General features: G+C 66.6%; 11 protein-coding genes. 4 read left to right on the plus strand and 7 right to left on the minus strand.

Annotated elements, in window-relative coordinates; translation table 11 throughout:
- Positions 1-13 precede the first annotated feature (13 nt).
- Positions 14-1726 (minus strand): PHA/PHB synthase family protein, encoded by a 1713-nt coding sequence (locus ACSQ3N_RS14140; protein ID WP_056165828.1) that lies wholly within the window; start codon positions 1724-1726, stop codon positions 14-16.
- A gap of 151 nt (positions 1727-1877) precedes the next feature.
- On the opposite strand from ACSQ3N_RS14140, the gene ACSQ3N_RS14145 reads away from it, so the two are divergent.
- The gene (locus ACSQ3N_RS14145) at positions 1878-2243 is read left to right on the plus strand and encodes a hypothetical protein (RefSeq protein ID WP_082516831.1); all 366 of its coding nucleotides are present in this window, start codon (positions 1878-1880) and stop codon (positions 2241-2243) included.
- On the opposite strand, the gene ACSQ3N_RS14150 is transcribed toward ACSQ3N_RS14145, so the two are convergent.
- The 3 genes from ACSQ3N_RS14150 to ACSQ3N_RS14160 all read right to left on the minus strand — a co-directional run bounded on the left by ACSQ3N_RS14150 (position 2163) and on the right by ACSQ3N_RS14160 (position 4328).
- Positions 2163-3056, minus strand: coding sequence for a polyphenol oxidase family protein (locus tag ACSQ3N_RS14150; RefSeq protein ID WP_056165825.1), 894 nt, complete (start codon positions 3054-3056; stop codon positions 2163-2165). The genes ACSQ3N_RS14145 and ACSQ3N_RS14150 overlap by 81 nt on opposite strands.
- Positions 3053-3721: a maleylacetoacetate isomerase gene (maiA, locus tag ACSQ3N_RS14155; protein WP_056165822.1), complete on the minus strand. Its 669-nt coding sequence runs from the start codon at positions 3719-3721 to the stop codon at positions 3053-3055. Before maiA ends, ACSQ3N_RS14150 begins: the two co-directional genes overlap by 4 nt.
- Before the next feature lie 151 nt (positions 3722-3872).
- The gene (locus tag ACSQ3N_RS14160) at positions 3873-4328 is read right to left on the minus strand and encodes a MarR family winged helix-turn-helix transcriptional regulator (protein ID WP_056165819.1); all 456 of its coding nucleotides are present in this window, start codon (positions 4326-4328) and stop codon (positions 3873-3875) included.
- A gap of 186 nt (positions 4329-4514) precedes the next feature.
- Between ACSQ3N_RS14160 and ACSQ3N_RS14165 the strand changes: the two genes are divergently transcribed.
- The 3 genes from ACSQ3N_RS14165 (at position 4515) to ACSQ3N_RS14175 (ending at position 6205) form a co-directional block, all read left to right on the plus strand.
- Positions 4515-5210 carry a fumarylacetoacetate hydrolase family protein gene (locus ACSQ3N_RS14165; protein WP_056165815.1) on the plus strand — a complete coding sequence of 232 codons (696 nt, stop codon included), beginning with the start codon at positions 4515-4517 and terminating at the stop codon, positions 5208-5210.
- Between the two features lie 161 nt (positions 5211-5371).
- The gene (locus tag ACSQ3N_RS14170) at positions 5372-5923 is read left to right on the plus strand and encodes an NUDIX hydrolase (RefSeq protein WP_056165812.1); all 552 of its coding nucleotides are present in this window, start codon (positions 5372-5374) and stop codon (positions 5921-5923) included.
- Positions 5924-5980: 57 nt separating this feature from the next.
- A complete protein-coding gene (locus tag ACSQ3N_RS14175; RefSeq protein ID WP_056165809.1) occupies positions 5981-6205 on the plus strand; it encodes a DUF1737 domain-containing protein in 225 nt (74 codons plus the stop codon).
- Positions 6206-6272: 67 nt separating this feature from the next.
- Here the strand turns inward: ACSQ3N_RS14175 and ACSQ3N_RS14180 are convergent, their stop codons facing one another.
- From ACSQ3N_RS14180 to ACSQ3N_RS14190, 3 genes are read right to left on the minus strand one after another with little or no spacing between them, the layout of a single operon-like run.
- Positions 6273-8600 carry a penicillin-binding protein 1A gene (locus ACSQ3N_RS14180; protein WP_056165806.1) on the minus strand — a complete coding sequence of 776 codons (2328 nt, stop codon included), beginning with the start codon at positions 8598-8600 and terminating at the stop codon, positions 6273-6275.
- Between the two features lie 27 nt (positions 8601-8627).
- Positions 8628-10736: an NAD-dependent DNA ligase LigA gene (gene ligA, locus ACSQ3N_RS14185; protein ID WP_056165803.1), complete on the minus strand. Its 2109-nt coding sequence runs from the start codon at positions 10734-10736 to the stop codon at positions 8628-8630.
- Between the two features lie 14 nt (positions 10737-10750).
- On the minus strand, positions 10751-11905 hold the full coding sequence (locus ACSQ3N_RS14190) for a cell division protein FtsZ (RefSeq protein WP_436146615.1): 1155 nt from the start codon (positions 11903-11905) through the stop codon (positions 10751-10753).
- Between the last annotated feature and the right edge of the window lie 123 nt (positions 11906-12028).

The raw sequence follows: 12028 nt of genomic DNA on the forward strand, positions 1-12028 counted from the left end.
AAGTCAGGACTTTTCAGGACTTTTGCTTAACGTAGCTGCCTGGCGCGGGCTCGATGGCTTTGAACTTGGTGCCCTTGCCGTACGCCTTGGGCGCGGCGATCTGCTTGCCGGCATGGCCCTTGAGCCAGCCGGACCAGTCGGTCCACCAACTGCCAGGGTGCTCGGTGGCACCTTCGAGCCACTGGTCCAGCGTGGCCGGGAACTTGCCGTCGGCACGTATCCAGTGGCTGCGCTTTCCCTTGGAGGGCGGGTTGATCACGCCGGCGATGTGGCCCGATGCGCCCATCACGAAGCGCTTCTTGCCCGGCAGCACCTGGGTGGAGGCATAGGCCGCGGTGGCAGGCACGATGTGGTCCTCGCGAGAGCCGTAGATGTACACGGGCATGGTCAGCTGGCCCAGGTCCATCTTCTCGCTGCACACGGTGAGCTTACCGGGTTTGACCAGGCTGTTCTCCAGGTAGAAATTGCGCAGGTACCACGCGTAGAACGGGCCCGGCAGGTTGGTGCTGTCGCTGTTCCAGTACAGCAGGTCAAACGGTGGCGGCGTTTCGCCCTTGAGGTAGTTGCCCACCACGTAGTTCCACACCAGGTCGTTGGGGCGCAAGAAGCTGAAGGTCGATGCCAGGTCCTGCCCCTTCATCAGCCCACCTTGGCCCATCTGCATCTCGCGGAACTTGACGAAGGCTTCGTCGATGAACACATCCAGAATGCCGGTGTCCGAAAAGTCGATGAGCGTGGTGAGGAAGGTGGCGCTGGCCACGGGCTCTTCACCCCGCGCTGCCAGCACCGCCAGGGCGTTGCTCAGGATGGTGCCCCCCACGCAGAAACCCAGCGCATTGATCTGCTCGGCCCCGGTGATGCTCTGCACCACGTCGATGGCCGCCATGGCGCCGTCTTCGACATAGTCGTCCCAGGCCTTGTGTGCCAGGGTGTCGTCGGGGTTGCGCCAGCTGACCACGAAAGTGCGGTGGCCCTGGTCCACTGCGTAGCGAATGAGCGAGTTCTCGGGCTGCAGGTCGAGGATGTAGAACTTGTTGATGCAAGGCGGCACCAGCAAGAATGGGCGCTCGTACACCTTGGCGGTGAGCGGCTTGTATTCGAGCAGCTGGAACAGCTCGTTCTCGAACACCACGGCCCCTTCGGTAGTGGCCACATTGCGGCCCACCTCGAACAGGCTCTCGTCCGTCATGGAGACATGGCCTTGCGTGATGTCGTGCAGCAGGTTCTGCATGCCTTTGGCAATGCTCTCGCCCTTGGTCTCGATGGCTTTCTTCTGCGCTTCGGCGTTGAAGGCCAGGAAGTTGCTGGGCGCCATGGCGGCCATCCACTGCTCCACGCCGAAGCGGATGCGCGCCTTGGTCTTCTCGTCGGACTCCACCGCGTCGGCCAGGCCCATCAGGGTGCGTGCGTTGAGCAGGTAGGCTGCGGCAGAGAATGCGGCCACCGGGTTGGCGGCCCAGCCTTCGCCGGAAAACCGCCGGTCCTTGACCTCGGGCGTGCCCTGCAGGCCTTGCGCCCACAATTGTTTGGCTTCATCCAGGTACTGCTGCTGCAAGGCCTGCAGCTTGGACGGGGAGAACTGAAGCTGGGGAGCGGTGGGTGCGGAGGCAGATGTGGATGCTCCAAGATCCATCTTCTGGAACGACTGCAATGCCTGCGACCAGCTTTGCCCGAAAATCTGTTGGAACTGCTGGGCGCTCTCGGCCCAGGGTGATTCAGAATTCATGTTCTTTCCTCGGTGGTTGGTCGTTCGCAGCGGCTGGGCTTTGTCTCTCGACTTCATTGTTGCTTACCGACTTGTGCAAGGCAACGGCTTCAACCCATCTCGGAACGTGTTCTTACATCCAACCGCTTGTTCAATTCAATACCCGCAACCAATGTACCTGATCGTCATCGTCTGGACCTACGTCACTCTCATGATGGCCGTGGCCGAAGCCACCAGCCCCGTGGGCACAGTGCTGGGCGCGATCGTCACCTTTGTGCTGTATGGCCTGCTGCCCATGAGCATCCTGGTGTACATCCTCGGGACACCGTCACGCAAACGGAAGATCAAGGCGCGCCAGGCGGCTGAGCAGGCCGCGTACGACGCACAGCAGGCGGCAGCCCAACCAGTAAATGCAGGGGTCGACGGTGGTGTTGTTGACCCGACACCTGCATCAGGCTCAGTCGCGCCAGATACAGGCGGCGAAGCGCCCGCTGCTGCCCAGGGTACCGCTGTCGCGCCGGTGCGAAAAGAACCGTGAAGCATTGGTCACCGTGCACCAGGCGGGGCTGCTGTCATTGCCGTAGATACTGGTGATGCCCAGGGCCTCCAGCCGCAACCGCGCCAGTCCTGCCAGATCACACAGGTACTTGCCTGGCAGGCCGGCACGGGGCGTGAAGCAGCCCTGCGCGGCCGCAGACACATCGCAGAACGCTGCACGCACCTCGGCACCGACCTCGAACACGGTGGGCCCGATACAAGGGCCCAGCCAAACCATGGTGTCCGGTGCGGCACCAAGGGTCGCCCCCCCAGATGCTGCCAGCACGCTTGCTTCGATATTGATAGCGCCTGGCGCTTGATGGGCAAGCGCAAGGGCACCAAAACGCTTTACCACAGCCTCCAGCACACCCTGGCCCCCCTGCCCCGCCAAGCCCCGCCACCCTGCATGCGCTGCAGCCACCACAGCCCCCGAGCGGTGGGCCAGCAGCACCGGCAGGCAGTCGGCCACCATGATGGTGCAGGCCACGCCGGCTTCCGTGGCCACGCAGGCATCGGCATCCGTGCCATCGGCTGTGGCGCTGTCAAGCTGCACCACGCCGTCACCATGCACCTGGTTCAAGAAGACAGGCCGCACGCCCGCGGACACCGCCTGCACACGGGCCTCCAGTCGCAGCCGATTGGCGCGCACCGCCGCACGGTCGTCGCCAACGTGGATGCCCAGGTTCAGGCTGTCATAAGGCGGCTGGCTGACCCCGCCAGCGCGCGTGGTGCACAGTGCGTGCACGCCCGGGGGCACAGGCCAGTCGGGCACCAGCCAGTCAGCGGCCTCTGCGGTAGCGATGGCGTCAGTCAAGCTTCGTGGTCCGGACAGGCCGAAGGCTGGGCCTTCTGGAATGCCGGCAGGGCCAGGCACGCGGCGTGTACGCCCATGGTGAGCGGCAGGCCGTCCAGGTTCACTTTGAACCGCTGGGCATTGAAGATTTGCGGCACCAGGCAGCAGTCGGCCAGCGTGGGCGTGTCGCCCCAGCACAGCTGTGATGGCGGCAGGCCCTGGCTCTCGCGCTCCCGGGCCAGCAACGCCAGCTGGCGCTCGAAGGCCTCCAGGCCGCTGCGGGCCCAGTGGTGGTACCAGGCGTTCTTGGCGTCTTCTTCCACCTTCAGTTCGCGCACCAGGTACTTGAGCACCCGCAGGTTGTTAATGGGATGGATCTCGCACGCCACCATCTGCGCCAGCGCGCGCACGCGGGCCCGAGCCAGCGGGTCGGCGGGCAGCAGCGCGGGCGTGGGATGCGTTTCGTCCAGATACTCGATGATCGCCATCGACTGCACCAGCGCGGCGCCGTCGTCGGTCACCAGCGTGGGCACCAGGGCATCGCCGACGCGGGCGGTGTAGGCGGGCTGCTGGTGCTCGCCCTTGACGAGGTGCACGGGCAGGTAGTCGTAGTCCAGGCCCTTGATCGCCAGCGCTATGCGCACACGGTAAGAGGCCGAGGAGCGAAAGTAGTTGTAGAGCTGCATGCGGTATGGATGTCTTTGATTCGGCGCACCCGGCGCCACGGGTCAGTGGGCCATGCCTGCGGCGGACTGCCGCGAAGCGATCAGCCGTCCGGCTGGCAAAGTGATCTCAGGGCTGTGTCAGAGCGGTGTCAAAACGATTTCAGCGAGCCGGTCAGGCCCCCGAGGCGCCTGCCGGGTCCTGGTGCTGGTAGACCACCTTGGTCAGCATCGCCATCAGGTCGCTGCGCTCCTGCGCATCGAGCGGGGCCATCAGGCGCTCTTGCACGCGCTGCGCGGCGTCGCGCATCTGCAAGGCGGCGACCTCGCCTTCGGGCGTGATCCACAGCAGCTTGCGGCGGCGGTCGCGGGTGTCGGGTTCGCGGCGGATCCAGCCGCGTTTCTCCAGCCGGCCGATCACCGACCCCGACGTGGCCGCATCAAATGCCACGCGCGATGCGAGGGTGACCTGGTCTTCGCCCGGCTGGGCCAGCAGCTCATGCAGGATGGCGAACTGCACAGGCGTCACATCGAACCCGGCCGTCTCTTCCATGAAAAGGGCCACGGTGCGCTGGTGTGCGCGGCGCACCAGGTGGCCTGGCGTGTTGTGGAAATCGAAGCTCTTTGCCATGGGCGCGAGTGTAGCCTCTGGCTGCACGGGCCTTGCAGCCATGGCACACTGCCACTTTCGGGCTGGCTGCGGCGCCCCCCGGGTCCACAGACCCCCTCGCCGCACCTGTCGCGGCCCCTTGCGGCCCGTGGCGGCTGACAACGGCCCGGCCCCTCATTCACATCGAGCGACACAAGAAAGGCAGACATGAGCTACGTGTTTTCTCCCGCGCCAGTGGCCAGCGTGCCCGTGGTCGGCAGCGGCGACCGTTTCCCCGTCCACCGCATCTACTGCGTGGGCCGCAATTACGAAGAGCATGCCAAGGAGATGGGCTTCACCGGCCGCGAGCCGCCCTTCTTCTTCATGAAGCCGGCCGATGCCATCGTGGTGGTCAACGCGGGCGAAACGGGCCAGCTGCCCTACCCCACCCTCACCGCCAACCTGCACCACGAGATCGAGCTGGTGGTGGCCATTGGCAAGGGCGGCAAGAACATCGCTGCCGCCGACGCGCTCTCGCACATCTACGGCTACGCCGTGGGCCTGGACATGACGCGCCGCGACCTGCAGAACGACATGAAGAAGCAAGGCCGCCCCTGGTGCATCGGCAAGGGCTTTGACGCCAGCGCACCCATCGGCCCCATCACGCCCGCAGCCCAGGCGGGCGACGTCGCCAACGCCGGCATCTGGCTGCAGGTCAACGGTGCCGACAAGCAGCGCAGCACCGTGGCGCAGCTGATCTGGAACATCGCCGAGACCATCGAGCACCTGTCTGCAGCCTGGGAGCTGCAGCCCGGCGACCTGATCTACACAGGCACCCCCGAAGGCGTGGGCGCCGTGGTACGCGGTGATGTGCTGGAAGGTGGCGTGGAAGGCCTGGGCACGCTGCGCCTGACCGTGGTGTGACCACCGACGGCGCGTGCACCGTGGCCCGCTGTGCACGGCCTTGCATTGGCCGGCCCTGCGCACAGGCCTTGGCGCCCGCGCCGCCCGCTACACTATGCTTTTCATAGCTGCTTGCGCATGCTGAACAAGCGGTAGCGGCCTATTTGAACCAAAAACCACGCATGACCTTCCGCAGCCCCATCCAACACTGCCGCGCCTGCGGCACCGCCGTGGTCTACCGCCTGCCCGACGACGGCGATACCAAGCTGCGTGCCGTCTGCCCTGCCTGCAACACCGTGCACTACGAAAACCCGCTCAATGTGGTGGGCACGGTGCCCGTCATGGCGGATGGGCGCGTGCTGCTGTGCAAGCGCAACATCGAGCCGCGCTGGGGCAAGTGGACGCTGCCGGCCGGGTTCATGGAGCTGGAAGAAACCACGGCCCAGGGCGCCGCGCGCGAGACGGATGAGGAAGCCGGTGCGCAGATCGAGATGGGCCCGCTGTTCAGCCTGCTCAATGTGCCCCGCGTGGGGCAGGTGCATTTCTTCTACCGGGCCCACTTGCTCAGCGACCAGTTCAACCCGGGTTTCGAGACCATCGAGGCGCGCCTGTTCACCGAAGACGAGATCCCGTGGGACGAGATCGCCTTTCGCACGGTCAAGGAAACGCTGGAGGCCTACTTCGCGGACCGCAAGACGGGCAGCTTCGGACTGCACTGCATCGACATCGAGTAGCGAGCCGCACAGCGACACGCTGGCGGTCGCACCCCACCCCACCCTACCCTACCCACCATGCCCTTGCCTTCTGCCCCACCCACTGCGGCGGCACCACCGGACGGGATGCCCAGCTACCGGTTGCTCACCGGCCCCGACGATGCCGCGTTCTGCCGCCGGGTGAGCGATGCGCTGGCGCTGGGCTACGTGCTGCACGGCTCGCCCGCAGCCACGTTCAACGGCCAGACCGTGATCGTGGCGCAGGCGGTCATCTGGCCGGGCGTTCGGCACACAACGCTCTAGGCAGGGATCGGCGAGGCAACGCTGCCACGACCAGAGCGATGACTCCAGCGCTGCGCATGTCTGACCGCTAACCGCCCGTGCGTTCCTCGGCAGGCACCGGCGGTGCCGTCGAACCCGGTGGGTCGTGCGTCACCGGTGGCAGCCCACCGGGCCCTTGGCCCGGCATCTGGGGCTGCGATTGCGGGTCGCTGCCAAACAGCCCGCGGATCCAGTCGCGCATGGCGCCGAGCGGAGCATCCCCCGGTGGCGGCATTTGCGACGGCGGCGGTGTGGTGTCGAACTCGTCGAAGAACCGCTCCTGCCCATCCACCACCTTGGTGCGGATGGCCTGCTGCATGAACTCGCCCACCATGGGCAGCGCACTGCGGGCACCCTGCCCCCAATGGTCGCTGCGCAGCGTGATGCGGCCGTCGTTGAAGCCGGCCCAGGCGCCCGCCACCACATGGGGCTGCATCAGGATGAACCAGCCGTCCGTGTTGTCCTGCGTGGTGCCCGTCTTGCCCGCCACGTCGGCCTGGATGCCGTAGCGCGAGCGGATCGCCGTGGCCGTGCCCCGGTCCACCGCACCGCGCATGGTGTTGCGCAGCACCTGGGCGGCGCGCGCGTCGAAGACGGCCTCGGGCACGGGCTTGGCAAAGGTCTCCAGCACCTTGCCGTGGCGGTCCTCGATGCTGGTGATGAGCACCGGCTCCACATAGCGGCCCAGGTTCACGATGCTGCTGTAGGCCGAGATCATCTCCTTGAGCGTCACCGGGCTCGTGCCGAGTGCCAGCGAGGGCACTTCTTCCAGCGGCGACTGGCGCACGCCCAGCGCCCGCGCCACCTCGGCCACGCGGGCCGGGCCCACCTGGTGCATCACCTGGGCGGTGATGGTGTTCTTGGACAGCGCCAGGCCGTCGGCCAGGCTCATCGGCTGGTCGCTCGGCGGGCCGCCGTCGGTGGGGCGCCACACGCGGCCGCCGCCCAAGGGGATTTCCACCGCAGCGTCCATCAGCATGTCGGTGGGCTGGGCGCCCTGCGCAAACGCGGCGCCGTAGACGAAGGGCTTGAAGGTGGAGCCCGGCTGGCGGCGCGCTGCCTGCACATGGTCGAACGGGTCCTGCGCGAAGTCGCGGCTGCCCACCCAGGCCAGCACGTGGCCGGTGACAGGGTCCTGTGCCAGAAAGCCGGCCTGCACGCGCGTCTTGTCGGCGCGCAGCTTCTGCAGGAAGGCCTCGTCCGCCAGCAGCGCCTTCTGGGCGTCCTCGGGCGTCTCGCCCTTGTCGACGGCCGTGCGGAACTCGGCGCTTTCGCGCACCAGCGTCTGCACCAGCTCGTTGCCCGGCCCCCAGCCGTCGCGCTTGCTCCAGGCGGCGTCGGCCACGGTTTGCAGCTGCTTGCCCTGGCGTGCGACCGCCTGGTTGGCAAAGTTCTGCAGGCGCGAGTCGATGGTGGTGCGGATCACCAGGCCATCGGCATACAGGTTGTAGCCATGGCTGTCGGCCCAGTCGATGAGCTGCTTGCGCAGCTGGATCGCAAAGTGCGGCGCCGGGCCCATGACCTCGGTCTGGCGCTCGAAGTTGACGCGCAGCGGGCGCTTTTGCAGGTCGTCGAACTGCGCCTGCTCCAGCTTGCCGCGCTTGACCATCTGCGACAGCACGGTGTTGCGCCGTGCCTGGGCGCGCTCGGGGTTGAGCACGGGGTTGTAGTAGGCCGTGCCCTTGAGCATGCCGATCAGCGTGGCGCTTTCGAGCACCGTGAGCTTGTCGGCCGACTTGTCGAAGTACGTGCGGGCCGCCATCTCGATGCCGTAGGCGTTGTACAGAAACGGTACGGTGTTGAGGTACGTCTCCAGCACCTCGTCCTTGCTGTACGAGGCCTCGATCTTGACCGCCGTGATCGCCTCCTTGAGCTTGCGCGTCAAAGCCTGCGGAAACACCCGCGAACGGCCGATCTCGTCCGGGAACAGATTGCGCGCCAGCTGCTGCGTGATGGTGGAGCCGCCCTGCGGGTCGCCGCGCAGCGTGTGCACCACCGACGACGCCGTGCGGCGCCAGTCGAGCCCGAAGTGGTTGTAGAAACGGTGGTCCTCGGTGGCGATCAGCGCGTCCACCACGTGGGGCGAGATCTTGTCGAGCTCGACCCATTCGCGGTTCGCCCAGCGGTACTCGGCCAGCAGCTTGCCGTCCACCGACATGAGCTGCGCGGGCAGCTCGCTCTTGGCCTTGCGGATGTCGGCGGTGGACGGCGTGAACGGGATCAGCGCCAGCGTGTACACCAGCACCGCCGCGGGCACCGACAGCGCCCCCCAGAACAGTGCCAGGCGCAACGGCCGGGGCATCCAGGCGAACAGGCCCGCCAGCCAGCGGAAGAACGCCGCGGCACGGGCCTTGAAGGAGAGCAGCAATGTGCGCATCAAAAACTCGAAAAAATGAAAGGTGCCTCAGGCACCAGGGCCGGACAGCAGAGCCAGCATGCCGGCTTCGTCCAGCACCGGCACGCCCAGCTCTTCGGCCTTGGCCAGCTTGCTACCCGCCTCTTCGCCGGCAACGACGTAGCTGGTCTTCTTGCTGACGGAGCCCGATACCTTGGCGCCAGCGGCCTCCAGCATGTCCTTGGCGGCATCGCGGCTGAGCGTCGGCAATGTGCCGGTGAGCACGATGGTCTTGCCCGCGAGTGTCTGCGGCGCCTTCTCGGCGCGGGCGGCTTCAGACCATGTCACGCCGCAGGCGCGCAGCTGCTCGACCACCTCGCGGTTGTGCGGCTGCTGAAAGAAGGTGTGCACGCTCTGCGCGACGATGGGGCCCACGTCGGGCACCTCCAGCAATTGCTCCACGGTGGCAGCGGTCTCTTGCGTTGCGCCCATCAGCGCGTCCAGCGTGCCGAAATGCTTGGCCAGGTCCTTGGCGGTGGATTCGCCCACCTGGCGGATGCCCAGGCCGAACAGAAAGCGCGGCAGCGTGGTCTGCTTGGACTTTTCGAGCGCGGCCAGCACGTTCTGTGCGGACTTCTCGGCCATGCGCTCCAGCGCCACCAGGGACGACAGGCCCAGGCGGTACAGGTCGGGCAGCGTGCGGATGACATTGGACTCGACCAACTGGTCCACCAGCTTGTCGCCCAGGCCCTCGATGTCCATTGCACGGCGGGCGGCGAAGTGCAGGATGGCTTCCTTGCGCTGCGCGGCGCAGAACAGGCCGCCGATGCAGCGGTGGTTAGCCTCGCCCTTCACCCGCACCACATCGCTGCCGCACACTGGGCAGGTCTTGGGCATGTGGAAGTTGGCGACATAGCCGACCCTGTTGCCCGGCATCACGCCCACCACTTCGGGGATCACGTCGCCGGCGCGCCGCACGATGACCGTGTCGCCCACGCGCACGCCCTTCTTGCGGATCTCGAACAGGTTGTGCAGCGTGGCATTGGTGACCGTGACGCCCCCGACGAACACCGGCGCCAGGCGCGCCACGGGCGTGATCTTGCCGGTGCGGCCCACCTGCACGTCGATGCCTTCGACTTTGGTCGCCATCTCCTGCGCGGGGTATTTATGGGCCACCGCCCAGCGCGGCTCGCGCGTCTTGAAGCCCAGGTCGCGCTGCAGCTGCAGTGCGTTGACCTTGTAGACCACGCCGTCGATGTCGTAGGGCAAGGCGTCACGGCCGGCGCCGACCTGCTGGTGGTACGCTACCAATTCTGTAGCGCCTGTCGCAATCTGGACCTGCGCTGCGACCGGAAAACCCCAGGATTTGAGCGTCTGCAGCAGCTCGAAATGCGTGCGGAACACCGGCCCGCCCTCCGCGGCTGGCGTGATGGCGCCCAGGCCATAGGCAAAGAAGCTCAAGGGGCGCTGCAGCGTGATGTTCGAATCCAGCTGCCGCACCGCGCCCGCCGCCGCATTGCGCGGGTTCACAAACGTCTTGCCACCCTGCTCGCGCTGGCGCTCATTGAGCGCGTCGAAGTCGGCGCGGCGCATGTAGACCTCGCCGCGCACCTCCAGCAGAGGCGGCACACCGTCGGGCAGGGTCAGCGGGATCTGGCGGATGGTGCGGATGTTGTGGGTCACGTCCTCGCCCACCTCGCCATCGCCGCGTGTCGCGGCCTGTACCAAGCGGCCGTTTTCGTAGCGCAGGCTCATGGCCAGGCCGTCGAACTTGGGCTCGGCCACGTATTCGATGGCCGGGTCCGATTCGGCCAGGCCCAGCTCGCGCCGCACGCGGGCATCGAACGCCTGGGCGCCCGTGGCCTCGGTGTCGGTTTCGGTGTGGATGCTCAGCATCGGTACCACATGAACCACTTTCGGCAAGGTCACCAGAACCTGCCCACTTACGCGCTGTGTTGGAGAATCGGGAGAAATCGCTTCAGGGTAGCGAGCCTCTAGTTCCTCAAGTTCTCGGTACAGAAAATCGTACTCGGCGTCTGAAACTACAGGCGAATCTAAAAGGTAATACTGAGTCGAGTATTCACGCAACAAGTGCCGAAGAACTTCAATGCGCTTCGCTGCTCTCGTCGCATCCTCGGACTGCTCGGGATCGCCAAACAGATCAGTGTTTTCTGTCATCGCCAACCGCCGAGTCAACTAAATAACCTGCGCGCCAGCACCGACCCTGCCGACAGGTCGCGCCCGTCGAGCTGGTCATACAGCAGCTCCAGGTCGGCCGTGATCGGGTCCATGGCCATGGCGGGCAGCGGGTGGCCGTTCTGGTCGCACAGGACGCCGTCCATGGCGTCGCACAGGGCCTTGGCCACGTCGCGCAGGCGGGCAAAGGGTTGCTCGGACCGGTGCACCTGGGCGACATCCAGGCTCAGGGTGATGTCGCGGATGGCGGATTGGTCCGGGTCGTCCGCCAGTGCGGCGGCGGTGTCGAAGCCCAGGGTGAGCAGCGGCGGCAGGCCCGCGGCGCTGGTGGCGGGCAGCACCAGGCGGCCCGGCATGGCACCGGCCACAAAGCCCAGGCGGCCGGCGTTCTGTTGTATGTAGCCAGGGCTCCAGGCGGCCTGGCGTGCGCGCAGCATGAAGGCCAGTTGCGCATCGTGGTCGCTGGCGAACTGGTCCAGCTCGCGGGCGCGGGCCACCTCTTGCAGCATGTCCGGAAAGTCGGGCGCGGCATTGATGGCATCGGCAAACGCCTGCACCTTGACGACGAATTCCGAGAATTCGATTTCGTTGAGCGCACCCATGCGGTTGGCCAGCTGTACACCGGCCTGAAAGGACTGGTAGCGCTGGCCGGGAGCGGGCGTTTCCCACTGCTGGGTGGCTTCGTTCAGGCCTTCTATGGCGAACGGCTTGCTGCCGGCGCGGCGCGTGGGCGGCAGCGCACCCAGGGCGGCATCGCCCGACACCACATGTTCAGGCTGCAGCGGCGCAATCACGTCGATGAGCGGGTCGAGCCCGGGACGGCGCTCCACCGAGAAAGACGGCACGGGCATCTGCAGCGCTTCGGTCGGGTCCACCGCGTGTTCCGACAGCGGATCGGTGCCGCGGTCCAGCGCCTGCAACTCGTCGGGCGTCAGCTCCACCGAGCCGCCGCCGTCAAAACCGGGATCCTGTCGCAGCGCAGGCTCGGCCAGCCGGTCGGTCGCGACGCCACTGCCTGGTGTGCCGCGGTCGGCCTCCTGGGGCACCGCGCGCTTGGGGGCGTTGCGGCGTGATGTCCAGGTGTTGTAGGCCACGATACCGGCCAGCAGCAGGCCACCGATGATCGCCAGACTGAGTTGAAGTGTGCTCATAAAAAGATGGTTCTAGCTATCCCGTTGCCCGGTGTGCACCACAGAGTTGCGCGATTGGCGCGGCGCGCCAGCGCGCAGCATAGATTTGCCAGCGCCGGACTGCCGTAGGTCGCGCTCCCACAC

Origin of the sequence: Acidovorax sp. LjRoot194 (genome assembly GCF_964253015.1) — a bacterium.
GTDB lineage: Bacteria > Pseudomonadota > Gammaproteobacteria > Burkholderiales > Burkholderiaceae_C > Acidovorax.